The organism is Flavobacterium sp., assembly GCF_027484945.1.
Taxonomy (GTDB): domain Bacteria; phylum Bacteroidota; class Bacteroidia; order Flavobacteriales; family Flavobacteriaceae; genus Flavobacterium.
This window is the reverse complement of sequence record NZ_JAIXRZ010000045.1, coordinates 1-23,790: the sequence shown is the minus strand read 5'-3', so window position 1 is coordinate 23,790 and position 23,790 is coordinate 1. Positions and strand designations below refer to the sequence as shown.

Sequence of the window (23,790 nt, the reverse complement as noted above, 5' to 3'; positions counted from 1 at the left end):
TTTATTTCGGCCTATTGTTGACGAGAGCATGATATTATCAACGGCCCCAACACACAATAAATCATCAATATTCATAATTAATGCATCTTGGGCAATACCCTTCCAAACCGATACATCACCGGTAGTTTTCCAATACATATAGGCTAAAGACGATTTTGTTCCAGCGCCATCGGCATGCATAATCAAACAATAGTCATCATCACCCGTTAAATAATCGGGTACGATTTTACAAAATGCTTGGGGAAATAACCCTTTATCTAGGTTTTGAATAGCTTGATGCACCTCTTCTTTAGAAGCCGAGACACCGCGCTGGCTGTAGCGTTGCGAATGATTCGATTGCATAGTTGTGTTGTTGTGGCACAAAGATACTATTTCTAACTCAAGTATCAAGTAAATTTCAAAACTCCAAAAGAGCGAAAACTATGAACCTTAAAAAATGAAATTTACCGTTCGAGTATCAAAATTTCTACCCTTCGATTAGCGTCTTCTTGTTGGCTATTTTGTTCTGGAATTGGGTAAATAGGGCGGGTTGCTCCATAACCTTTAAATGATATCCTTTTACGATTAACCTTGTTTCTCAATAAAAAAGTATAAACCGCTCGGGCGCGCGCCTCTGAAATATAGCCGTATTTATTTTCGGTATCGCAACAAATATGCCCTTGGATTTCGATTTTTAGGGTTGGATTTTCTTCCATTACACATAATAATTCCAATAAAACGGGTTCGCTATTGGGCACAATCTTTGCCGAATGATTTAAAAAATTAATGTGTTCAAGCCTAATTGCGTCTCCTTTTTTTGCAGTTTTTATTTGTTCTTTAAATGTGGGGCCATCCGATTTGGGCAAAGGTTTTTCCACCTCTTTTTGGGGTAGAACTTCCTCATAAATCAACGTTACTCTACGATTTTCCTCTTGTTTAGGTGATTGTTTAAAATCTTCGCCAAATCCGCGAATGACTAAATTTTTCTCAACCTTAATATTTTGCTTAATCAAAAAGTTATAAACCGAATTTACACGGCGTAAGGCTAAGGTATCATTGTAAGCATTTGTCCCTTTCCAATCACAAAAGCCAAACAATTGGGTCACTTTGTAATTCTTACCTTCAGCAATCCAGGAATTTAGCGTTTGCGTCGCCTGTGAATTCAAATCGTACCGATCAAAGTCAAAATATACTTCAACTTTCAATTGAGCTATGATCAAATTTGTAATAAAAAAAAACAAGGTACTAATCAAAAAGCGCTTCATTTTTTTGTAATTAAGAGTTCGACACGTCGATTTTGCGCCGCTTCCTCGGGCGTCTTTTCTGGGATGGGGAATTTAGGCTTTGTAACCCCAAAACCTTTTACCGAAACACGATTGGGATCAACCCCTTCGGAAACTAAAATACGCTTAATTTGGCGCGCGCGCTCGAGCGATAAGTTTTTATAATCCTTACTCACACAACAAATATGGCCTTGAATTTCGATACACAGTTTTGGGTAGTTGTACATTATATTTACCAATTCATCTACCGCATTTTTTGAGCTTGGCATTACAGCAAAAGTGTTCTGATGAAAATTAATATCGCGTAAACGAATTAAAGTTCCCACACGTGCTAATTTGATTTTATCCTCCAAAGTGGCGTTTTCTGGAAAACGCATCGCTTCTTCTTCAATCACTTGAGGTTCGATTGGTTGAGTGGGCACGATTGGCTGTATACCTAAGATTTGATTTTCACGCTCAAAATCTTTAGGCTCGATATACACTATAGTAGCTCTTCGATTGGTTGCTTTATCCTTAGATTGGGCAAAATTCTCTCCAAAACTATGGGCTTTATAGTCCTCTCGTGTGGCTACTTTCCCTTGGACTTGTTGAAATACAAATTCAACCCGTTTGCGCGAAAGCGTATCATTAAATCCCGTTGATCCATCTTCGTCGGTATAACCTTGAATTGCAAGTATTTTGACCTCCCGATGGGTTTGAATCCACTGTTGCAGTTTTTGCGTTTCTTTGGGATTGGATTCAAATTTTCCACTTTCAAAAAAAACCACAAATTGTACTTGTGCCTGGAGGGAAAATCCAAACAAGAAACCGATAAAAATTAAATACTTTTGCATATTCATATAACGAAAATACGGAATTTTTAGTGTTTGTATACTAAAAAACCCACTATTGCTAGTGGGTTCATTTTTTTAGACAATGTAAATCTTATCGGGTGAATAACAATTCGCGGTACTTAGTCAAGGTCCACATTTCATCATCTACCAACAATTCTAATTTATCGCAGTGTTCGCGAATCACATCAAAATACGGTTTCACTTTATCACAATACGCTTCTGCTTGCTTTTCTGCAGAGGGCAAATTATTTGCTTTTTTACGCTCTTCAATCATCGCATCTACATTACTATTGATCCCTTCGATATGCGACGAGATTTCTTTAATTAAGGAAATTTGTTCTTTGGCGATAAGTTCAAAGTCGTTCCCAAAAATCTCTTTCAATCCACGCACATTTTCGATTAATGTATTTTGGTAGCGAATTGCCGTTGGAATCACATGATTGCGCGCAATATCCCCAAGCACACGACCTTCGATTTGAATTTTTTTGGTGTATTCTTCCAATTCAATTTCATAGCGGGCTTCTACTTCAACATGATTCATGATATGTAACTCCTCAAACAACTTCACAGCCTCTTTTGAAACTTTGGCTTTCAAAGCCTTTGGAGTCGTTTTATGGTTACTTAACCCACGTTTTTTTGCTTCTTTTTCCCATGCTTCACTATAGCCATCACCTTCAAACAAAATGTTCTTTGTTTCTTTGATATATTCACGCAGCACATTAAAAATCGCCTCGTCTTTTTTCAACCCTTTTTTCTCAATCAAAGCATCTACTTCAACTTTAAAATCTTTTAACTGTTTAGCAACGATTGAATTTAAAGTAGTCATTGCATTCGCGCAATTTGCCGACGAACCGACAGCACGGAATTCAAATTTATTTCCTGTAAATGCAAATGGTGACGTACGGTTACGATCGGTATTATCCAATAATACATCGGGAATTTTACCCACTACATTTAATTTTAAATCGGTTTTTTCTTCAGGGGAAAGTTTACCATTGGTAACACCCTCCAACTCTGCCAATACTTTGGTTAATTGTTGCCCGATGAAAACCGAAATAATTGCAGGTGGGGCTTCATTAGCTCCCAAACGATGGTCATTACTTGCCGATGCAATTGATGCCCGTAATAATTCTTCATAACGGTAAACCGCTTTGATGGTATTGATGAAAAAGGTTAAAAACTGCAAGTTGCTCATCGGTGTCTTGCCGGGTGCAAGTAAATTTACGCCCGTATCGGTAGCCAAAGACCAGTTATTGTGTTTTCCAGAACCATTCACTCCTTTAAATGGTTTTTCGTGCATTAACACTTTAAAGTCATGACGTTCTGCCACTTTATACATCACATCCATCAACAACGAATTGTGATCAACCGCTAAATTGGTTTCTTCAAAAATAGGGGCCAACTCAAACTGATTGGGGGCAACTTCATTATGACGGGTTTTTACCGGAATTCCTAACAACATACATTCATTTTCCAAATCACGCATGTAATTTAACACCCGTGTTGGAATAGAACCAAAATAATGGTCTTCCAATTGTTGCCCTTTTGCAGAGGCATGCCCCAAAAGCGTTCGGCCTGTTAAATTAATATCCGGACGAGAAGCTGCTAAAGCTGCATCCACAAGAAAATATTCTTGCTCCCAACCTAAAGTAGGGGTAACTTTTTTTACGTTTTTATCAAAATATTTGGCGACTTCGGAAGCAGCTTCATCAATAGCGCTCAACGCTCTCAACAAAGGAGTTTTATTATCTAATGCTTCACCCGTATACGACACAAATACGGTAGGAATGCACAGCGTTGTACCGTAAATAAATGCAGGAGAAGTTGGATCCCAAGCGGTATATCCTCTTGCTTCAAAGGTATTGCGAATTCCTCCGTTTGGAAAAGAAGATGCGTCGGGCTCTTGCTGCACCAACTGACTTCCACCAAACTTCTCTACCGGATCACTACCATCAAATGAAGTTTCAAAAAAAGCATCATGTTTTTCAGCAGTAGTTCCGGTTAGCGGTTGAAACCAGTGGGTATAATGGGTTACTCCTTTTGTCAATGCCCATTCTTTCATCCCCATTGCAATATAGTCGGCCAACTTACGATCAATCTTCGTACCGTATTGTACAGCACCTTTTACTGCTTTGTAAGCCTCTGGAGTCAAAAACTGACGCATCGCTTTGTCGTTAAAAACATTGGAACCAAAAATAGCTGACTTTTTGTCGAGCTCCTCTACTTTAACCGGCTTTCGATTACCGGCAGCTTGTAATGCTTGAAAACGTAATGTTGCCATAAAATGCAATTTAAGTTAGTTATACCCTTATTTTGATGGTGCAAATATATATAATTTTATTTACACTCATAGAATACCCCTATTATTTTAGGGGGTAAATTAATAATGTTAATATTTAAATAAAAAATAATTGATTTTTTAAGGGGCATAGGGAAAGATTTATCTTTGTAAAAAAAAATTATGACCGTCTGGATACTCTTTTTTATCTTAGTGATTGGAATCCTCGCATTAGATTTGGGCGTATTTAACAAAACTCCCCACATTATCAGTTCGAAAGAAGCGGGAAAATGGACGGCACTATGGGCGGCTTTAGCTTTTGCTTTTTCTGGCGTAATTTATGGGCTGTATGGAACGGATTATATTGGAAATCCAACGAATTTAACGCAATCGACTGCCGCTTTAAAATTTATTACAGGTTACTTAATTGAACTCTCGCTAAGTATTGATAACATCTTTGTGATAGCCGTTATTTTTGCCGCATTCAAAATACCTCAAAAATACCAACACCGGGTCTTATTTTGGGGCATTTTGGGAGCTATTGTTTTCCGTGGATTAATGATTGGATTTGGCGTCACTCTTATTCACCAATTTGCATGGACGACTTATGTGTTTGGTGGCTTCTTAATTTTTACCGCTATAAAAATGTTGTTTTCTAAAGAAGAAAGCGCGTTTGATCCAAAAAAATCGACGGTATATAAAATCATTGGTAAGTTTATTCCTATTACCTCTGAACATGATAAAGAACGATTCTTTATTCGAACCCACAACGGTAAAAAAGCGGCAACTCCTTTATTTGTTGCACTTTTAATAATTGAAGTAATGGATGTATTGTTTGCGGTAGATAGTGTTCCTGCAATTCTATCGATTACTTCTGATCCCTTTTTAGTATTTAGTTCGAATATATTTGCTATTCTCGGTTTGCGTTCAATGTATTTTTTCTTGGCCAATATGCTCGAGAAATTTAGTTATTTAGAATATAGTTTAATTATCATTTTAACCTTTGTTGGTATAAAAATGATTGCACACGATTACATGCACCTCCCTGAATGGGCCTCCTTAACTTTTATTGTTATTTGTTTAGTGGGCGGCGTTTTGTATTCGCTCTATGCAAACCAAAATGCGATAAAACAACATCCTTCTCGTGATGAGGAATAAGCATAAAAGGTAAAGGCCATCTATACCGATGACCTTTAACAACAACAAACAAACTACAACTTCTAACTTTATTTACTTTAACTTTTTCACCTCAGCACACCCAAAGTCATGAATTACCTTTTGGTAATCGGCATATTTTTTTGTGGATTGCAAACTGTGTTTCCCAAAATAGCCAGGCACAATTACAATTCTAAAAACTTGATTAATTCTATAATTGGATGAAACCCCAGCTAAGTCAAATCCGTGCATGAATAAATTCACATCATATTTGGTAAAATCAAAATCATATCCAAAATCGAGTGTTCCATCGCCAAAATAATAGGTCTCTGGCATTAATTTCCACACATCTGTTCCATTTACAACACCCGAGAGTCGGTATACCAATACCATATCTGAACTATAAATGCTATGGGGCAACACAACCAAACTACTAAAATTATTTCCTGTTGTAAATGAACGGTTCACTTCAAAAACTTCACTAATCGTATCGTTATCAATCGTATTAGCAGGAACTTCATTTACGGTACAACTTTGTAACCCTATCATTCCGATAAAAGCAACTAATAATGTAATTTTTTTCATAATAGATAATTTAAAAATAAATGATCAAACTTATGAAATCCTAACCAATAGTCGTGCCAAAAAAAATGTGCTAAAAAAAAAGCTCCGAGAATTCGGAGCTTTTTGATTATTTTTTTATAACTTTAATTTGATACAGTTCGGAAGCTGTTTTTATTTTTACTACATAAACACCTTGTGCTAGCGATGTAAGATCGGGTTTTGTTGCAACTACCTTACCCAGTAAATCAACAACCGTTAGTGATTGAATACTAGCAGGTGACACACCAACTATTTCAAACATTCCAGAAGTAGGATTAGGGAGTAATTGTACTTTATTAGTTGAATACTCGGGCAGACTTAAGACCGTAAACGGAATACAATCTGAAACATCAATACATCCGTTAGTCGTTAAGCGCACAGCATAAACACCATCAACTGAAGGAGTGAATATTTGATTGGTTGCTCCTAAAATTGGCGCATTATTGTTATTGCAATCCAGCCATTGGTAAGTTGTTCCGGTAGCTGTTCGATCTGCAGTTAACGTTGTCGAGGTTGCCGTAACGTTTGTAGTAAAAACATTCTGTGAATCTGAAATCATGATTGGTATCGTAATCGTATCGGTCAGATCGGGATCACAAAATTGATTGGTCACCGTTAAAGTAACCATTTTCATCCCGGGACAAGTAAACGTATGAGTCGGACTCTTAACCGAGGTGTTTGGACTTCCATCACCAAAATTCCAATCAGACACATCATAATTTGAACTACCGTTTACAAAATTAACCGTAGCACCCGATGTTGCGGGATCATAATCGGGTTGTAAAGGGAAATAGGCGAATGCCGCTTGCGGATTTAAACACCGTTGAAAATCCATAAATCGAACAGATGTTGGAGTCCAAACCGAATTGACCAGGTCGCCTGACACATCTAAAACCGGAATTTTATGTGCGGGATCAAACCATTGATATGAAACTGTAGTTCGATCTGTAGTTTGCGGTGTTCCGTTTGCAGTTATTGTAGTGCTTTGTACGAGCGTTGACTTTAATTTTAAAACATTAGCAAACGTTCCGTAGGGTGTCACCAACGTCCCCCAACCGACTACTTCGTTGGTTCGTTGCCCCGTAGCATTGATTTGCACTGGAAAACCCAACGCGGTTAAATCGGTATTTATTGCAAACGGATTAGTAGCCGTTGCACCAAAAGTCATCGGAAATTGATAAATATCATCGGGATCTGTATAGGAAACAACGAAAGGAACAGTAGATCCATTGGCGGTAACTTGCGCCCCAATCATTTTATTTTGCAAGGCTGAATTGGTTTTATTTAAATGGCTAATCACATTAGCAAGTCCTAAGCCTTGCAGTACAAGTCCATCACTAAGCTTTGCCGCTAAATTGAAGTTGGCGTTAAACTGCGTATTGCAATTAAAAATAAATCCGTTTAAAAAACACCAAACCGTTTTATAACCACTCGAATTAGGATTAGTCCATTGTGTCGTTTCTTGGGTATCGGGTACTAATGCACTATAATCCCATGCAAAATTAGTTCCCGTTACTTCATAATCCAGTTGCAAAGCAGCAGCAGTAGGTGTTGTTATAAAAAACGAATCTCCTGCGGAAGCAAAATTTGCTGAAGTATACGTAGCTTGTCCATTGACAACAGCGCTAATTAATCCAACAAATAGTATTATTCTTTTCATACATTTCATATTTACAACAAAGCTATAAAACATTTTGGAATAGACAATTCCATTGATAACCAATTGAAAATAAAAACCTACGTTAAGCAAAAGCATGATTTAAATCATATTTTATTCAAACAAAACCATTTAATTTTAGAATTCAATTTAAGGTAAGAGCCTATGAAAAAATCTAAAATTCTAAACGAAATAGGAGCGGTTTTGCAAGAGTACAAACACCATATTGAAGATTCAATTTCGCGATACAAATTGGCGGCTGAAAGGGATGATGATGATACAACAGATCCAGAGGACTTATCCCATCAAGCGGAAGCAGCTGACTTACTGTTGCGTTTTGAACAGTTACTTTCGGAGACGCATAAGCAAGAATTGTTTCTTTCCAAGCACACGAAAGATAAACCCAATTGCATCGCTCCAGGTGCTTTGGCGGTAACTAAATCGCATTACATTTACATCGGCATTTCCGTGCCGCCATTTAAATTTAACGGTAAAACAGTAATAACTCTGAGTGAAAAAGCACCGGCATACCATAATATGCAAGGAAGAAAAAGGGGAGAAATGCTGGAACTTGGCGAATACAACAATAGAATAATTGCGGTAGTGTAGAACAATTATCGAACAGGAATAAAAATTTGCTCTTCAGAGTCGGCAGCGTTTTTTTTATATTTTTCCCCCAATAACTCAAACTGTATACGGTTTTCCCAAACCAATCCAAACTTGGGGAGCCACTGGGTATAGATGTTTCGAAAAAAAGCAGCTGCATCTGAACCATCACCACTATAGGTAAAAACAGCATATTGCCCTGCAGGAATAGTTAACACTTGCATCCCAACTGGAATAAAATCTACTGTTGCCACTTCAAGGGCTGCCCATTTTTCAAAAGGCATATTGGGTGCAAAATTGTAGGTATCGGGGTTCACTTGAACGTGAAATAAGACTTCAGAAACTGGATTTGGAATTTCATACCGACGCGGCATAAAAGTGCGCCACAAATCGTCTACCCTATACGTTTCAAGCGTCATTGACAGGGAAATGCCAATCAATTGTATCTCGGGAAGCCAACGAATTTCAGGCTGCATTACTTTCGTTTGTCAAAAAACAACTTCACCCCTTTAAAAGCGCTCAAAGCAAAAAGCGCATACAATAGGAGTCCCACAAGAACGAAATAATGGCCGTTAGTGACTCCCGAAGCGGCTAAATAATGATAATACGAAATCCCTAAATAATTAATATAAAGTGTACCTGGTAAGGCAATTGCGGTCATTAAACGCATTGCCCAGAGCACTTCATTCTTCCCGTGGCAAGCAATATACCCTACAACAACTACTGTTACGGGAATGGCCAATTTGGGTAAATCTGACGCTAATGGCAAAACATAAAACGCTACTAAGGGCACTACTAACATTGTATGGACCATCAAATACGCAAATGAAAGCACATCCATGCCCATCGGACGGTGTTCTTTTAAATAGGCTTTTATCGCAGCGCGCACTTCATCTTCCGTAAATCCATCCCGGACCAAAAATCGTATGGTATTGGTATAGGTGTAATTTTTTGACAGGTAATGTGCTACTTCTTGATGTAAATCTTTTTGCATGATTTTATTTATTAAAAAACACGTAGGAACGTCAACCTTACTTTATAAAAAAATTACATATTGCGTCGGTACTGTCCGCCCACCTCAAACAATCCAGAAGTAATTTGTCCAAGTGAACAATACTTCGTAGCTTCCATTAAATGATCAAACATATTTCGATTATTAACGGCTGCTTCTTGAACCTGAGCAATTAATTCTTTTACTTTTACACCATGCGCATTGTGAAGATTCTCTAAAGTTTGAATTTGCAGTTGTTTTTCATCTTCTGTAGCACGAATCACCTCTGCAGGTAAAACCGTAGGTGAACCTTTGGAACTCAAGAATGTATTAACACCTATAATGGGATATTCTCCAGTATGTTTCAACATTTCATAATGCAAACTTTCTTCTTGTATTTTACTGCGTTGGTACATTGTTTCCATAGCACCTAACACCCCTCCACGTTCCGTAATTCGATCAAATTCGGCTAAGACCGCTTCTTCTACTAAATCGGTTAATTCTTCAATGATGAATGAACCTTGAATGGGGTTTTCATTTTTCGCTAAACCTAACTCTTTATTGATAATTAACTGAATTGCCATTGCACGACGCACCGACTCTTCGGTAGGAGTTGTGATTGCTTCATCATAGGCATTCGTATGTAACGAATTGCAGTTATCATAGAGGGCATATAGGGCTTGTAATGTAGTTCGTATATCGTTAAAATCAATTTCTTGTGCGTGTAATGAACGACCCGAGGTTTGAATATGGTATTTCAACATTTGAGCGCGTTCATTGGCCCCATATTTGAATTTTAAGGCTTTTGACCAAATTTTACGGGCTACACGACCAATCACCGCATATTCTGGATCAATACCATTGGAGAAGAAAAACGAAAGGTTCGGACCGAATTCGTTTATATTCATCCCACGGCTTAAGTAATATTCTACATAAGTGAATCCGTTGGCTAAAGTGAACGCCAATTGGGTAATTGGATTTGCGCCTGCTTCGGCAATATGGTATCCCGAAATCGAAACCGAATAAAAATTACGAACATTTTTTTGAATAAAATATTCTTGCACGTCGCCCATCAAACGCAAAGCAAACTCAGTTGAAAAAATACAGGTATTTTGCGCTTGATCTTCTTTTAATATATCGGCTTGTACCGTACCACGAACTTGCGCTAAGGTTTGTGCTTTGATATTGGTATAAACTGCCGCATCCAAAATTTGATCTCCGGTAACACCCAACAACAACAATCCCAAACCATTATTTCCTTCAGGTAGTGCACTTCCTTTTTCGGGATAGAAAGGGTTATAGGCTCTTCCGTCGGCACAAATATAATGCGGGCGCGCTAGTCCATTTGCCTCATATTGTGCTTTCAATCGTGCTTCTACCAAATGTTCAAGTCCGTTTTCACGAATATACTTTTCACAGTTTTGATCAATAGCGGCATTCAAAAAGAACCCGAGCAGCATAGGTGCTGGTCCGTTAATGGTCATAGAAACCGATGTCGCTGGATGACTCAAGTCAAACCCCGAATATAATTTTTTCGCATCGTCTAAACAACAAATCGAAACCCCTGCGTTTCCAATTTTACCATAAATATCGGGACGGTGATCGGGATCATTTCCGTAAAGCGTTACCGAATCAAATGCCGTTGATAATCGTTTAGCGGGCATTCCCAAACTCACATAATGAAAACGACGGTTGGTTCGTTCGGGTCCACCCTCTCCTGCAAACATACGGGTAGGATCCTCTCCTTCGCGTTTAAACGGATACAATCCAGAGGTAAATGGAAATTCACCGGGAACATTTTCTTGTAAACACCACCGCAACAAATCACCCCAAGCCTTGTATTTAGGTAAGGCAATTTTTGGAATTTGCGAATGGGATAAACTTTCGGTATGCGTTTGGATTTTAATTTCTTTATCGCGCACCATAAAGCTGTACACCGGATTTTTATATTGGTTAACTTTTTCTTCCCAAGTTAACAAAACTTCCCAGTTGAAGGGATCTAAGTTCATTTTAACCCGGTCAAATTCTTTCTCTAAAAGGAGTACCAACTGTTGCGCATCGTCAGCAGTCGGTAAATTAACTTCAAGACCTGACTTAGTCATTACAGGGGCTTGACCACTTACGGATTCAATCGTTTTATAAATACCGTATAATTTTTGAGCCACTTCTACTTGAACCGATACCGTTTGGTCATAGCCACGGTTATTTTCGGCAATTTCAGAAAGATAACGGGTACGGTGTGGTGGAATCACATAGATTTTCTCGCTCATTTCGCGTGTAATTGCAAACGTCGATTGGAGTTCCGATCCTGTTTTTGCAACTATTTTATCCATGATCGCCTTATAAAGCGCATTCATTCCGGGATCGTTAAACTGTGAAGCTATAGTGCCAAAAACCGGCATAGTATCGGGATCGGCATCCCACAAATTATGGTTGCGTTGGTATTGTTTTTTGACATCGCGAATGGCGTCTAATGCGCCCCGCTTATCAAATTTATTTAAGGCGACTAGGTCGGCAAAATCCAACATATCAATTTTCTCCAATTGAGTAGCGGCACCAAACTCAGGGGTCATTACGTATAACGAGACATCGGAGTGATCTAGAATTTCGGTATCACTTTGACCAATTCCTGAAGTTTCTAAAATAATTAAATCATAACGTGCGGCTTTCAACACTTCAATCGCTTCGGCCACATATTTTGACAAGGCTAAATTCGATTGACGGGTTGCTAACGAACGCATGTACACGCGAGGATTGTTGATTGCATTCATTCGAATTCGGTCGCCTAAGAGTGCGCCACCCGTTTTACGTTTGGATGGATCAACCGAAATTAACCCTATGGTTTTCTCTGGAAAATCAATTAAAAAACGACGAACCAACTCGTCAACCAATGATGACTTCCCTGCACCTCCAGTTCCGGTAATCCCCAAAACAGGAATGGAGATCTCTTTATTTTTTTCATGAATAGTCGCTAAGGTAGATTTGGCAACTTCAGGATAATTCTCTGCAGCCGAAATCACACGGGCAATGGCACACGGATTTTTGTAAGCCAACTCATTAAATTCTTCATTTAAAACATCACCTACAGGAAAATCTGAGCGTTGTACTAAATCATTAATCATTCCTTGTAATCCTAAAGCGCGACCATCATCGGGTGAATAAATACGCGTGATCCCATAGGCTTGCAATTCGGCAATCTCTTCTGGGAGAATTACACCACCTCCACCGCCAAATATTTTAATATGGCCAGCACCTTTAGCTTGCAACAAATCATACATGTATTTGAAATACTCATTATGTCCGCCTTGATAAGAGGTCATAGCGATGGCATTAGCATCTTCTTGAATGGCTGTATTGACCACCTCTTCTACACTTCGATCGTGACCTAAGTGAATTACTTCACAACCGGTTGCTTGGATAATCCGACGCATAATATTAATTGAGGCATCGTGGCCATCAAATAATGAAGCAGCCGTAACAATTCTTACTTTATTTTTAGGGATGTAGGGATGAACTTGTTCCATTAGTACAACGAAAAGAAATTTTAAGTGCGCAATTTACGAATATTATAAATGGTATTGCATGCGGTTTGGTAAAATAAAACCATGTTTTAGAGTTCCGCAAAAAGCTATCAAAAGCATTGAAGCAACCGACGAAAACCAAATGCATTTTTTTATTTTAGTTGAAATTTAACTCGTTATAGCAAATCCATTGCGTTTTTTTTACAATGATAAAATTTTAAAAATCAATAACATAGAAATAACAATCCATTAACAATGTCCAATCATTTATTGTCGGATATTTGTATTGAAATAATGATATTATTTGTTTGGTTTAGGTTAGTTAGGAAAAAAGCCGGTACTCGAATTGAATACCGGCCTTTTTTTATCCCATTAATTGAGCCATTTGCTGTTGTAATTTTTGGGCTTCTGCTCGGGCTTTTTCTGCAAAATCGGTTCCTGATGAAGCATATATAATTGCTCTAGAAGAATTAATCAACAAGCCAACATCCTTATTTTTACCATAATGCCAAACGGCTTCCAAACTTCCGCCTTGTGCGCCCACTCCGGGCACTAAAAGAAAACTATCCGGAATAATTTGACGTATATCGGCCAAATAGTCCGCTTTAGTCGCACCAACCACATACATAAGGTTTTGACTGTTCGCCCAAGTTGTTGCTGTAGCCATCACTTTTTTATACAACTCTTGATTATCAATCCATTGCGTTTGAAAATCAAAAGCACCCGCATTAGAGGTTAGCGCTAATAAAATTGTATGTTTATTGGGATAGGCCAAAAAGGGTTCAACAGAATCTTTTCCCATATAGGGCGCCACTGTAACTGCATCAAAGTTCATCCCTTCAAAAAACGCTTTAGCATAGCGGCCCGAAGTATTCCCAATATCACCCCGTTTTGCGTCGGCGATTGTAAATTGTTCGGGATAATGGCTATTCAAATAATCGATTGTTTTTTGCAACGCGATCCAACCCTTCACCCCATAGGCTTCATAAAATGCGGTATTGGGCTTATACGAAACGCATAGATCGTGAGTTGCATCAATTATCGCCTTATTAAATTCAAAAATCGGATCTTCATGAGTTAATAAATGGCTTGGAATTTTATCCAAATCAACATCTAAACCGATACAGAGAAAGGATTTTTTGGCATGAATTTGATGAATTAAACTTTTTGTATCCATAATAAAGGGACTTTAACTAAAAAAATCCAACAACGGGTTGGATTTCAATTGTTTTAAAACACTTCGCTCTCTTTTAGTTTTTCGGTATTGGCAACCAATTGTAGTTCGTCAATAAATTTTTGAATTGCTCCATTCAATACACCATCCATATCAAAAACATCCATCCCAATTCGGTGATCAGTGACCCGTCCTTGGGGGAAATTGTAGGTTCGAATTTTTGCTGAACGGTCACCCGAACTTACTTGAGAGTTACGTTTTTTGGCATCTTCTTCTTGCTTTTTGGCTAATTCCATTTCATACAAGCGGGAACGTAAAACCGACAGTGCCTTGTCTTTATTTTTATGTTGTGATTTTTCGTCTTGGCATTGGGCTACTAAACCGGTAGGGATGTGTGTCATTCGCACTGCCGATTTGGTTGTATTAACCGATTGCCCTCCAGGACCCGACGAACAAAAGAAGTCGATTCGCACATCGTTCATATCAATTTGCACATCAAACTCTTCCGCTTCGGGCAAAACCATGACCGTAGCCGCAGAAGTATGGACACGCCCTTGCGTTTCTGTTTTAGGCACACGCTGAACCCGGTGTACACCAGCTTCAAATTTTAGAGTACCGTAGACATCTTCTCCCGTCACTTCAAATATTACCTCTTTAAATCCACCCGAGGTCCCTTCGTTAAAATCAACCGTAGACGTTCGCCAACCCCTACTCTCGCAGAATTTTGTATACATACGGTATAAATCGCCTGCAAACAACGAAGCTTCATCACCACCGGTACCGGCGCGAATTTCTACCATTACGTTTTTGGCATCTTCTGGATCTTTGGGTATAAGCATGAATTTAATCTCCTCTTCGAGTTGGGGTAACCGTTCTTTGGCTTCATCCAACTGCATTTTGGCCATTTCAACCATTTCTGCATCCGAACCGTCGGCTAAAATTTCGTTTGCTTCATTCAAATTATCGGTCAAACGAACGTATTCATCGCGTTTTTCTACTAACGCTTTCAGGTTTTTGTATTCCTGATTTAATTGCACATAACGCTTTTGATCGGCGATAACATCCGGTTGAATAATCAAATCGGACACTTCGTCAAATCGTTGTTTTACATATTGTAAACGCTCTAACATAGTTTGATACTCCTTTTTTTGGTTTGCAAAAATACAATAAAATGTGATTTCTCTTCTATTTATTTCGTTCGGATTCATAGGAAATTGAAATGCATTTCTATAAAATTTGTAGTATTGTAAAAAATATACCATTGAAGTATTTCATCAGTTTACTAGTCGTTGCTTTCCTATTTTTAGGATGTAATAAAACTACCCAAGAAACACAATGGTTGTTGGGTTCGTGGTGCAACATAACACCAAAAATGCGCTATTATGAAAACTGGACCTTAACCGAAAATTCGGATTTGGCAGGGGAATGTTTTGTAATACTAAAATCGGATACCGTTTTTTTTGAACGAATGCAATTGAAAAAAACTAAAAACGGTTGGGATTATAACGTAACCGTTCGCAATCAAAACCAGGCAAAAGCAATAATTTTCTCGTCAACTTGTATAACCGCAGATTCCTTAGTATTTGAAAATAAGAAGCATGATTACCCGAATCGAATCGTTTATAAAAAAATTAGCAACGATCAACTTGTAGCTCGTATCTTTGGAATTCAAAACGGGAAACCGACAACCGAGGTTTTTCCAATGAAAAAAGTCTATCCATGAGAAAAAAATTGTTGTTTTTATGTATTTTAGGAATCCTAATGGTTTCCTGTAAAAAGTATGATGCCTTTGGAAAAGAAATTCGATTTGAAGAATTGAATAAAGCGTCTTTTTTGGAAGGAAATTGGGAATATGAAGATTCGATAGGTACTTTACAAATGCAGTGGAAAGCCGCTAATGATAGTACATTTTCTGGGGTTTGTTATTTTATGAAAGGTGAAAAAAAAGACACTTTACATCGTGAAACCATAGAACTGCAGGAAGTAGAAGACCATTTATTGTATACTACAACGGTTGCAGGTGAAAAAGGAGAAACTCCATTAACGTTTCAGCTTACCAAAAATACAGATAGTGTCGTGCTTTTTGAAAATCCCAAAAATGATTACCCTGCCAAAATCGAATTTCGTTTACAAAAGAATGGTCAAATCAAACAAACGGAAAGCGGAAAATTTTTAAAACAACCGAAATCACAAACCTACAGTTGGACGAAAGCCAAGGAAAAAAAGTAGCCATACTATATCACCTCAGTTTTATGGACTAGTTCAATACCAGTTAACGCAGAATTTTTGTGAAAGATTATTGCCTTCATTTTTTACAAAAAAAAGATAAAAAAATCCCGAAGTCAACCACTTCAGGATTCATCTATTTTTTTCTAATTAGAAGCTAATCTCCGACCCAAACAACTAATTTTGCTTGATCGGAATATTTGCTAAAATTTCGAGCAAATATTTCCAAAATTTTTGGGAGGAAGAAATTGATGCCCGTTCGTCTGGACTGTGTGCACCGTGAATGGTCGGTCCAAATGAAATCATGTCCATATTCGGGTAGTTGGTTCCTAAAATACCGCATTCTAATCCAGCGTGACAGGCTACTACATTGGGCTTTGTCCCGTTTTGTTTTTCATAGATATCCACGAGTACCTTTAGAATCTCAGAATTCACGTTGGGGGTCCATCCAGGATAACTTCCGCTAAAATTGACTTCGCAACCCATTAATTCAAAGGCTGAACGCAAGGCATTGGCTAAATCAAATTTTGAAGTTTCCACAGAAGAACGCGTCAAACATTGAATGGTGATTTGACCTTCCTTCACAATCACACGTGCGATATTATTAGAAGTTTCTACTAAATCGGCCATTGTAGCGCTCATTCGATATACCCCGTTATGAGCCGCATAGATAGCGCGGAGTAACCCTTCTTGCACTCCTAAATCCATGATTTTAGTGGGTAATTCCGATTTTTCAATTAGAATTTGTAGCTTGGGTTCGGTAGTGCTGAATTCTGCTTTGATGTCGTTGATGACTTCTTGCATTTCAAATTCAAAAACTTCATCATACATGGAGGCAATAATCACTTGGGCAACGCTCTCTCTCGGAATGGCATTACGCAAACTCCCCCCATTGATTTCAGCGATTTGCAAACCAAAATTTTCAAACCCATCAAACAACAAGCGGTTCATGATTTTGTTGGCATTCCCCAAACCTTTGTTGATATCCATTCCCGAGTGACCGCCGTTTAATCCTTTGACAGTTATAGTATAACCTGAAGATCCTTCGGGAACCTCTTCTTCATTGTAAACGCGTGTGGCCGTAACATCTACCCCACCTGCACAACCAATATCGATTTCATCGTCTTCTTCGGTATCGAGATTTAATAAAATTTCCCCTTGAAGAATGCCTCCCTTTAAATTCAAAGCGCCCGTCATTCCTGTTTCTTCATCAATCGTAAAGAGTGCTTCAATAGCAGGGTGCGGAATATCTTTACTTTCTAGAATAGCCATAATAGCAGCTACACCTAAACCGTTGTCGGCACCTAAAGTAGTTCCGTTGGCACGAACCCAATCGCCATCGACATACATTTGAATGCCTTGGGTATCAAAATCAAAAACGGTAGCATTATTTTTTTGGTGTACCATGTCCAAATGCGCTTGCATCACAATCGGTTTACGGTTTTCCATGCCGGGAGTGGCCGGTTTTCGAATGAATACATTTCGGATTTCATCTTCAAAGGTCTCTAAACCCAATCGATTCCCGAAATCCTTCATAAATTCAATAACCCGTTCCTCTTTTTTTGACGGGCGAGGCACCGCATTTAAATCGGCAAATTTATTCCAAAGCGCTTTAGGCTCTAGATTTCTAACTTCTTGACTCATCTTAAATAATTTTGAATTTCCGTTTTAGTTGGTCGAAAAACGAAGTCCAAAGTTACAAAGAATGTTGGCTGTAAAAAGGCATTCGCGTACATTTACCTAAAAATATTTTACCTTGAAAAAACATCCATTTTTCGGTTGGATTAGTTTACTTATACTTGTGCTTCTCGTGCAATGGATTGCACTGTATCCCGATGTTGTAGAACGTATCTATAGCAATGGGTTTTATGAATGGTGGGATAGCATTGTGCGTGGATTTTTTTCCAACTTTTTATTTTCAGTGGGCGATGTAGTGTATGCAATCGTACTCGTAGGAGTAATCGTTTACTTTATTCGATGGAAAAAAACAATCGGGAGCGAAAAACTAGGCCATTTAGGTTGGTTTTTTGCCGTTTTTTATTTTTTCTTTCAACTGAGTTGGGGGCTGAATTATTACCGGCAAACCCTCGTATCAAAATGGGAATTGAACCCAAAATATTCCACCCCTGAGCTGCAAAAATTCACTGCGCAATTGATTAGAAAAACAAATGCAATACAGCTACAAATTACCCATAATCCAAATCAAAAAGTTGTAGTACCCTATTCAATTGATACATTACGGGCTCAAGGTATTGTAGGTTACCGCATTTTGCACAAAAAACATCCCGAAATTCAATATGGTAACCTTTCGGTGAAATCGAGTTTATGGAGAACACCGCTTTCTTACATGGGCTTTTCTGGATATTTGAATCCATTTACCCATGAAGCACAAGTAAATACATTAATGCCATTGTATGCCCAAGGCAATGTGATTTGTCACGAAATGGCTCATCAAACGGGAATTGCAAGTGAAAGCGAGTGTAACTTTATTGGATTTCTAGTAGGCTATCACCATCCTAATGTGTATTTTCGATACAGTGCCTATACTGCAGCACTGCGGTATTGTATGAATGCATTAGCCAAACAAAATCCTGCCGTTTTTGAAGAATTTCAATTAAAAATCCACCCTGGCATAATAGCCAATTTTAAAGAAAGTGAACAATTTTGGAAGCAATACGACACTTTTATTGATCAAGGGTTTCATGGTTTTTATGATCGTTTTCTTAAAATGAACCAACAAAAAGACGGCATGGAAAGTTATAGCAAGTTTGTGGGGTTAATGCTTTCGTATTTTCAAAAAAATCAGCTAGCGCTGTAAGTGAATTTAAGGCTAAGTGTGTTGGACTACGCTTTAAAAAATTGGCACTTGAATCATAGCCCCGGTGGTAGCAAGCTACCCCGCCAAAGCCGCTAGGCTGGTGTGTAGCGCGGACGACGGAAAGGTACTTTAGTGAACGAAAAACGGAAGCTTCAAATAAAAAAGAGTACCTTGTAACAAAATCAGATTGATAAGGACTAACACCTCATGAGTGATTCATTAGAAAAATCCTTTGTAAAGCAGCTAACGGACAATCAAAATATTGTCCATAAAATTTGTCGTTTGTACACCAACAACGCCGATGCACACCATGATTTATTTCAAGAAATCACCATACAACTTTGGAAAGCCTTCCCAAAATTTAGAGGAGAAGCAAAATTTTCAACTTGGGCTTACCGAGTAGCATTAAATACTGCAATTACCTTATACCGTAAAAATACACGAACGGTTACAACCGTTGATTATGAAAAAGCAAGCTACTTTATTCATCAAGAAGATTACAATCCCGAAGAAGAAGAACAACTCAAATTGATGTATCAAGCGATCCACCAATTGAACGATATTGAAAAAGCCTTGATATTTATGTATTTGGAGGATAAAGATTACACTGAAATCGCAGAAACTTTGGGAATTACTGAAGTCAATGCCCGTGTAAAAATGAACCGTATCAAAGGAAAATTGAAAAAAATATTAAACCCATAAGTGGCCATGGAAGAATTGGATTTACTGAAAAAAGATTGGAATAAGGAAAACCCTTATCCGCAACTGCAGGAAGCGGATATTTATAAAATGCTCCATAAAAAATCCTCCTCAATTGTAAAATGGATTTTGATTATCAGTATTTTAGAAGTATCATTATGGACCGTGATTAGTTTTTGCTTTAATAGCGATGAGTATTTAATCAACAACCATTCGGAATTTATGATTCCTTATTTTCAAGCCCTAACGGTATTGAACTTTATCGTTACTGGAGTTTTTATTTTTTTATTTTACAACAATTACAGAACTATTTCTGCATCCAACGCTACAAAAAAATTGATGGCCGATATTGTGCGCACACGACGTACCGTAAAATATTACGTAGGTTACAATTTGGGAATATTAGTTTTAAGTATAATTTCTGGTTTTGTTATGGCAATTATGGTTAATCCTACTATTGCACACGATCTTGAACACAATACAAGAATAATGGTGATTACTATAGTCGTAATGATCGTATTTTTACTCATATTTTTTGCTATAGCGGCCTTATTTTATTATTTGATTTACGGAACTTTAATGAAACGATTATACCGTAATTATAAAGAACTTAAAAAAATTGATTTGTAATGAAAGTTGGATTAATACGCTTGTTTTTAGCACTTTGCATAAGTTGTTGTGCGCAAACACCTAAAACGCTACTTTGGAAAATTTCGGGAAATGGATTAAAGGAATCGTCGTATTTATTTGGGACAATTCACATGACTTGTGACGCCACCTTAAAACCGAAAGTGATGGCATCATTGGAAGCCACCCAACAGTTGTGCTTAGAGTTGGATATGGATGACCCCTCACTTCAAATGGTCATGATGACGGGAATGAATATGAAAAATAATAATCGGTTGGATTCGCTACTAACACCTAAAGAATTTCAGGAAGTAGATACGTTTCTAAAAGCAAATTTGGGATATTCAGCCAAAATGATGAATACAATTAAACCGTTTATGATAACAGCTATGTTGTACCCCAAAATGTTGGATTGTCCGATGCAGTCGGTTGAGCAAGAGTTGATGAAGGTCAGCAAAGCACAAAAAGAAGACGTTATTGGGTTAGAAAAAGTGCTTGAACAAATGGCGGTTTTTGATCAAATTCCATATAAAGACCAAGCGTTAGAGCTTCATCAATTGGCACAAAAAGGAATTGCAACGCAAGATACCGAAACCAAAAAAATGCTCGACTTATATGCACAAGAAGATCTGGATGGTTTGATGCAGTTGTTTTCGAATTCTGAAAGTCAATTTTATAGTAAATTTGAAGACGATCTTTTAGTAAAACGAAATAAAAATTGGCAAGAACGAATCCCAAAAATCATCCAATCTAAACCTACCTTTATCGGTGTAGGAGCAGCGCATTTGGGAGGTAAAAATGGTATGATTCAATTATTAAAAGACTTAGGTTATACCCTAGAGCCTATCTTTTAAACTACCAGCGACGCAATTCGTTTAACTTTTCTTGTTCTTCCAAAACTTCATTTGGAATAACTTTCAAAAAAGACGGATGTTGTTCGATGGCGAATTCAATTTTTTCTACGATTTGTTCGATGGTTTCGTTATCATAATCAATTTGCAGCGGTTCTTTGATAATAAACGACTGTAAGATGTTTTTCTTTTTGATGCGCAATCCTTTTTTATCAAAAGATCTTCGAAATCCATCAATAACAATGGGCACAACAATCGGTTTATGGGTTTTAATTATATGCGCGGTTCCTTTACGTACCGGTTTAAACGATTTGGTTGTTCCTTGTGGGAAGGTAATCACCCAACCGTCTTCTAATGCTTTCATGATATTATCGGTATCATTAGGATTGACCGCTTTTTTTTCGTTAATATCCTTACCGTCTGCACGCCAAGTCCGCTCAACCGTAATTGCACCGGCATAGGCCAAAATTTTTGGCAGCAAACCCGACCGCATGGTTTCACTTGCTGCAACGTAGTATATATTCAATTTGGGTTGCCACAAATAGCCAACGTTTTTGATGTTATCATTGCGCCCGCTTAAACTGGCATTAAATACGTGAAACATAGCCACAACATCCGCAAAATAGGTTTGGTGGTTGGAAATAAAAAGCACATTGGTGTCGGGCAACTGTCGGATGATTTCAGACCCTTCGATTTGGAGTTCATTAAAACCACGGTACCGGCGATGTGTTAACGTTCCCGCTATACGGATTAACCATTTTTTGAGAAAAAGAAGATGTCCAAATGGATTGCGTTTAAAAAATCCCATACTCTTTTTTAAGGGCTGTAAATGTACCAAAAAATGAAGATTACACCAATTTTTTAAAACTCTCTTTTAATTCACTTAACATCATGGCTGTGGCACCCCAAACTATTTTACCTTCAAGTTGAAAAGCAGGAACTTGTATTTCATGCGCATAAGAAGTCGACAAGGTGGTTTCAATTACATTGTTATCATCCAACAGTTGTGCTAAAGGAACTTCTAAAATTGCTGCAACTTCTTCTTCTTGAAGTACGAAGTTGGGACGATTGGAAGTATAGGCTAAAAAAGGATATACTAAAAAATTGCTGGGTGGTATAAACACCTCTGTATACGCTTTTATAAATTGAACTTCTGGTGGATGTACCCCTACTTCCTCCGAGGCTTCTCGTAAAGCAGTTGCCAAAAAAGTGGCATCTTCGGGTTCAACTTTTCCACCAGGAAAGGCCATTTGCGAAGCATGTACACCGGGATAATTATTGCGTTGAATAAGAACAAAGTGCGTTGCCTCTTGATTGGGATAACACAGCATAAGTACGGCAGCTTTTCGAGCCTCTTGAATGGGTAATCCCGCATAGAGTTCTGATTTTCGTATTGCTGGCACTACTTTTTCATGGGCTTCTATTGCAGGCAAGCGTTGTTCTTGCAATTTTGGCAAAAGCGAAAGAAAGTAATGAAATTCCATAGCCGAATAATAATTTCTAAATTTACCAAAAATTTCTCTGATGTACAGCAAAGAAGAAAAGCAACAATTGAAACGTGAATTTTGGTCGCAGTTTTCCGATAGTTATCCTAAAAAATGGATGCTTTACGACACCCAAATTAAAGATGTTACCTTTAAATTCTTTGTAGATAATTCTGTTGCACGTGTTCAATTGGACATCGAACCGCGTGATGAAGAAAAACGAAAAATTTATTATGAGAAAATGGAGTCTTTGCGAACGCTATTACATGAAGAACATCTTCCGGATGCGCTTTTTGAAAGACACTTAGCATTAGAAAATGGTAAAACGATTAGTCGTGTTTGGGTGGAGTTAAAGGGAGTGAATTTAAACCGAAGAGCCGATTGGGAACAAATTCATCATTTTTTTGCAATTAAAATGATAGCTTTTGAAGCATTTTTTACCGAATACGAAGATTACATACGCGATTTGGATTTGAACACATAACGCAGTATCAAATTGAAATCTTTAAAAAATGATTTGGGCGTGCCCCCGAATATAAAGCGTTGTAAGAAGGTAATTTAATTCGGTGCTTTACTTCGGGGTCGGGTGCTTTGTTACAAGTCCGCGCTGCATTACACTCCGCTGTGGGCTTTCCACTTCGCCCCCTCACGCGGATTATGCACTCATAACTTATAATTTACAATTAACAATTCATAATTTATAATTTCTTTGCACCTTTAAAACAAAAAAAGTCCTTTACAACACTTGTAGAGGACTTTCTAAAAAGAAGGCGGCGACTCGAGTCTTTAGACGAACTGGCGAAGCAATCGACCGTAGGGACACGCCGCACCGATAAAAAAAATGAGGCCCTTCATCAAGAAGGGCCTCACTAAAAGAAGGCGGCGACACGAGCGAAGCGACTGCGCCGCACCTTTAAAACAAAAAAAAGTCCTTTACAACACTTGTAAAGGACTTTCTAAAAAGAAGGCGGCGACATACTCTCCCACAGTAATGCAGTACCATCT

Annotated in this window: 23 protein-coding genes; 9 read left to right on the top strand and 14 right to left on the bottom strand. The window is 38.1% G+C overall.

Going from position 1 to position 23,790, the window contains the following annotated elements:
- The 4 genes from Q0039_RS06400 to Q0039_RS06385 all read right to left on the bottom strand — a co-directional run.
- Positions 1–342, bottom strand: a 342-nt coding sequence (locus Q0039_RS06400) for an AIR synthase related protein (protein ID WP_366520888.1), incomplete at its 3' end; no start/stop codon positions are given.
- 101 nt (positions 343–443) lie between these two features.
- On the bottom strand, positions 444–1,184 hold the full coding sequence (locus Q0039_RS06395; protein ID WP_297510815.1) for an OmpA family protein: 741 nt from the start codon (positions 1,182–1,184) through the stop codon (positions 444–446).
- A 56-nt stretch (positions 1,185–1,240) separates the two neighbouring features.
- Complete coding sequence (locus Q0039_RS06390; protein ID WP_297510812.1) at positions 1,241–2,095, bottom strand: OmpA family protein; 855 nt, start codon at positions 2,093–2,095, stop codon at positions 1,241–1,243.
- 91 nt (positions 2,096–2,186) lie between these two features.
- Positions 2,187–4,376 carry a glutamine synthetase III gene (locus Q0039_RS06385; protein ID WP_297510809.1) on the bottom strand — a complete coding sequence of 730 codons (2,190 nt, stop codon included), beginning with the start codon at positions 4,374–4,376 and terminating at the stop codon, positions 2,187–2,189.
- 180 nt (positions 4,377–4,556) lie between these two features.
- Here Q0039_RS06385 and Q0039_RS06380 point away from each other — a divergent pair, with 180 nt between their 5' ends.
- On the top strand, positions 4,557–5,531 hold the full coding sequence (locus Q0039_RS06380) for a TerC family protein (protein ID WP_297510807.1): 975 nt from the start codon (positions 4,557–4,559) through the stop codon (positions 5,529–5,531).
- A 72-nt stretch (positions 5,532–5,603) separates the two neighbouring features.
- On the opposite strand, the gene Q0039_RS06375 is transcribed toward Q0039_RS06380, so the two are convergent.
- Positions 5,604–6,113 carry a hypothetical protein gene (locus tag Q0039_RS06375; protein ID WP_297510804.1) on the bottom strand — a complete coding sequence of 170 codons (510 nt, stop codon included), beginning with the start codon at positions 6,111–6,113 and terminating at the stop codon, positions 5,604–5,606.
- 106 nt (positions 6,114–6,219) lie between these two features.
- Positions 6,220–7,791 (bottom strand): T9SS type A sorting domain-containing protein, encoded by a 1,572-nt coding sequence (locus tag Q0039_RS06370; RefSeq protein WP_297510802.1) that lies wholly within the window; start codon positions 7,789–7,791, stop codon positions 6,220–6,222.
- A gap of 162 nt (positions 7,792–7,953) precedes the next feature.
- Between Q0039_RS06370 and Q0039_RS06365 the strand changes: the two genes are divergently transcribed.
- A complete protein-coding gene (locus Q0039_RS06365; protein WP_297510799.1) occupies positions 7,954–8,397 on the top strand; it encodes a hypothetical protein in 444 nt (147 codons plus the stop codon).
- Positions 8,398–8,402: 5 nt separating this feature from the next.
- Here Q0039_RS06365 and Q0039_RS06360 read toward each other — a convergent pair whose 3' ends face one another.
- The 5 genes from Q0039_RS06360 to prfA all read right to left on the bottom strand — a co-directional run bounded on the left by Q0039_RS06360 (position 8,403) and on the right by prfA (position 15,210).
- Complete coding sequence (locus Q0039_RS06360) at positions 8,403–8,870, bottom strand: GyrI-like domain-containing protein (RefSeq protein ID WP_297510796.1); 468 nt, start codon at positions 8,868–8,870, stop codon at positions 8,403–8,405.
- A complete protein-coding gene (locus Q0039_RS06355) occupies positions 8,870–9,388 on the bottom strand; it encodes a hypothetical protein (protein WP_297510793.1) in 519 nt (172 codons plus the stop codon). Before Q0039_RS06355 ends, Q0039_RS06360 begins: the two co-directional genes overlap by 1 nt.
- 53 nt (positions 9,389–9,441) lie before the next feature.
- The gene (locus Q0039_RS06350) at positions 9,442–12,909 is read right to left on the bottom strand and encodes a methylmalonyl-CoA mutase family protein (RefSeq protein WP_297510791.1); all 3,468 of its coding nucleotides are present in this window, start codon (positions 12,907–12,909) and stop codon (positions 9,442–9,444) included.
- Positions 12,910–13,270: 361 nt separating this feature from the next.
- Entirely contained in the window at positions 13,271–14,083 is an 813-nt protein-coding gene (gene pyrF, locus Q0039_RS06345; RefSeq protein WP_297510788.1) for an orotidine-5'-phosphate decarboxylase, read from the bottom strand.
- A 53-nt stretch (positions 14,084–14,136) separates the two neighbouring features.
- On the bottom strand, positions 14,137–15,210 hold the full coding sequence (gene prfA / locus Q0039_RS06340) for a peptide chain release factor 1 (protein WP_297510785.1): 1,074 nt from the start codon (positions 15,208–15,210) through the stop codon (positions 14,137–14,139).
- A 131-nt stretch (positions 15,211–15,341) separates the two neighbouring features.
- Here prfA and Q0039_RS06335 point away from each other — a divergent pair, with 131 nt between their 5' ends.
- Positions 15,342–15,803, top strand: a complete 462-nt coding sequence (locus Q0039_RS06335) for a DUF6265 family protein (protein WP_297510782.1) — start codon at positions 15,342–15,344, stop codon at positions 15,801–15,803.
- Positions 15,800–16,309 carry a DUF6265 family protein gene (locus Q0039_RS06330; RefSeq protein WP_297510780.1) on the top strand — a complete coding sequence of 170 codons (510 nt, stop codon included), beginning with the start codon at positions 15,800–15,802 and terminating at the stop codon, positions 16,307–16,309. Before Q0039_RS06335 ends, Q0039_RS06330 begins: the two co-directional genes overlap by 4 nt.
- Positions 16,310–16,483: 174 nt before the next feature.
- Here Q0039_RS06330 and Q0039_RS06325 read toward each other — a convergent pair whose 3' ends face one another.
- Complete coding sequence (locus Q0039_RS06325; RefSeq protein WP_297510777.1) at positions 16,484–17,950, bottom strand: aminoacyl-histidine dipeptidase; 1,467 nt, start codon at positions 17,948–17,950, stop codon at positions 16,484–16,486.
- 112 nt (positions 17,951–18,062) lie between these two features.
- On the opposite strand from Q0039_RS06325, the gene Q0039_RS06320 reads away from it, so the two are divergent.
- The 4 genes from Q0039_RS06320 to Q0039_RS06305 all read left to right on the top strand — a co-directional run bounded on the left by Q0039_RS06320 (position 18,063) and on the right by Q0039_RS06305 (position 21,304).
- The gene (locus Q0039_RS06320; RefSeq protein WP_297510774.1) at positions 18,063–19,124 is read left to right on the top strand and encodes a DUF3810 domain-containing protein; all 1,062 of its coding nucleotides are present in this window, start codon (positions 18,063–18,065) and stop codon (positions 19,122–19,124) included.
- 207 nt (positions 19,125–19,331) lie between these two features.
- Positions 19,332–19,826, top strand: coding sequence for a sigma-70 family RNA polymerase sigma factor (locus Q0039_RS06315; protein WP_297510771.1), 495 nt, complete (start codon positions 19,332–19,334; stop codon positions 19,824–19,826).
- A 6-nt stretch (positions 19,827–19,832) separates the two neighbouring features.
- Complete coding sequence (locus Q0039_RS06310) at positions 19,833–20,453, top strand: hypothetical protein (RefSeq protein ID WP_297510768.1); 621 nt, start codon at positions 19,833–19,835, stop codon at positions 20,451–20,453.
- On the top strand, positions 20,453–21,304 hold the full coding sequence (locus tag Q0039_RS06305) for a TraB/GumN family protein (RefSeq protein ID WP_297510765.1): 852 nt from the start codon (positions 20,453–20,455) through the stop codon (positions 21,302–21,304). Before Q0039_RS06310 ends, Q0039_RS06305 begins: the two co-directional genes overlap by 1 nt.
- A 1-nt stretch (position 21,305) precedes the next feature.
- Here Q0039_RS06305 and Q0039_RS06300 read toward each other — a convergent pair whose 3' ends face one another.
- Together Q0039_RS06300 and Q0039_RS06295 are read right to left on the bottom strand one after the other, a co-directional pair.
- Positions 21,306–22,109 (bottom strand): lysophospholipid acyltransferase family protein, encoded by an 804-nt coding sequence (locus Q0039_RS06300; protein WP_297510762.1) that lies wholly within the window; start codon positions 22,107–22,109, stop codon positions 21,306–21,308.
- Positions 22,110–22,149: 40 nt separating this feature from the next.
- Positions 22,150–22,785: a CoA pyrophosphatase gene (locus tag Q0039_RS06295; RefSeq protein ID WP_297510760.1), complete on the bottom strand. Its 636-nt coding sequence runs from the start codon at positions 22,783–22,785 to the stop codon at positions 22,150–22,152.
- Positions 22,786–22,825: 40 nt separating this feature from the next.
- Between Q0039_RS06295 and Q0039_RS06290 the strand changes: the two genes are divergently transcribed.
- The gene (locus Q0039_RS06290; RefSeq protein ID WP_297510759.1) at positions 22,826–23,269 is read left to right on the top strand and encodes a DUF4268 domain-containing protein; all 444 of its coding nucleotides are present in this window, start codon (positions 22,826–22,828) and stop codon (positions 23,267–23,269) included.
- Positions 23,270–23,790: the final 521 nt, after the last annotated feature.

Coding starts and splice junctions, on each gene's coding strand:
- Q0039_RS06390 (WP_297510812.1), bottom strand. CDS start 2,095: ATGCAAAAGTATTTAATTTTTATCGGTTTCTTGTTTGGATTTTCCCTC.
- Q0039_RS06385 (WP_297510809.1), bottom strand. CDS start 4,376: ATGGCAACATTACGTTTTCAAGCATTACAAGCTGCCGGTAATCGAAAG.
- Q0039_RS06380 (WP_297510807.1), top strand. CDS start 4,557: ATGACCGTCTGGATACTCTTTTTTATCTTAGTGATTGGAATCCTCGCA.
- Q0039_RS06375 (WP_297510804.1), bottom strand. CDS start 6,113: ATGAAAAAAATTACATTATTAGTTGCTTTTATCGGAATGATAGGGTTA.
- Q0039_RS06370 (WP_297510802.1), bottom strand. CDS start 7,791: ATGAAAAGAATAATACTATTTGTTGGATTAATTAGCGCTGTTGTCAAT.
- Q0039_RS06365 (WP_297510799.1), top strand. CDS start 7,954: ATGAAAAAATCTAAAATTCTAAACGAAATAGGAGCGGTTTTGCAAGAG.
- Q0039_RS06360 (WP_297510796.1), bottom strand. CDS start 8,870: ATGCAGCCTGAAATTCGTTGGCTTCCCGAGATACAATTGATTGGCATT.
- Q0039_RS06355 (WP_297510793.1), bottom strand. CDS start 9,388: ATGCAAAAAGATTTACATCAAGAAGTAGCACATTACCTGTCAAAAAAT.
- Q0039_RS06350 (WP_297510791.1), bottom strand. CDS start 12,909: ATGGAACAAGTTCATCCCTACATCCCTAAAAATAAAGTAAGAATTGTT.
- pyrF (WP_297510788.1), bottom strand. CDS start 14,083: ATGGATACAAAAAGTTTAATTCATCAAATTCATGCCAAAAAATCCTTT.
- prfA (WP_297510785.1), bottom strand. CDS start 15,210: ATGTTAGAGCGTTTACAATATGTAAAACAACGATTTGACGAAGTGTCC.
- Q0039_RS06330 (WP_297510780.1), top strand. CDS start 15,800: ATGAGAAAAAAATTGTTGTTTTTATGTATTTTAGGAATCCTAATGGTT.
- Q0039_RS06325 (WP_297510777.1), bottom strand. CDS start 17,950: ATGAGTCAAGAAGTTAGAAATCTAGAGCCTAAAGCGCTTTGGAATAAA.
- Q0039_RS06315 (WP_297510771.1), top strand. CDS start 19,332: ATGAGTGATTCATTAGAAAAATCCTTTGTAAAGCAGCTAACGGACAAT.
- Q0039_RS06310 (WP_297510768.1), top strand. CDS start 19,833: ATGGAAGAATTGGATTTACTGAAAAAAGATTGGAATAAGGAAAACCCT.
- Q0039_RS06305 (WP_297510765.1), top strand. CDS start 20,453: ATGAAAGTTGGATTAATACGCTTGTTTTTAGCACTTTGCATAAGTTGT.
- Q0039_RS06300 (WP_297510762.1), bottom strand. CDS start 22,109: ATGGGATTTTTTAAACGCAATCCATTTGGACATCTTCTTTTTCTCAAA.
- Q0039_RS06295 (WP_297510760.1), bottom strand. CDS start 22,785: ATGGAATTTCATTACTTTCTTTCGCTTTTGCCAAAATTGCAAGAACAA.
- Q0039_RS06290 (WP_297510759.1), top strand. CDS start 22,826: ATGTACAGCAAAGAAGAAAAGCAACAATTGAAACGTGAATTTTGGTCG.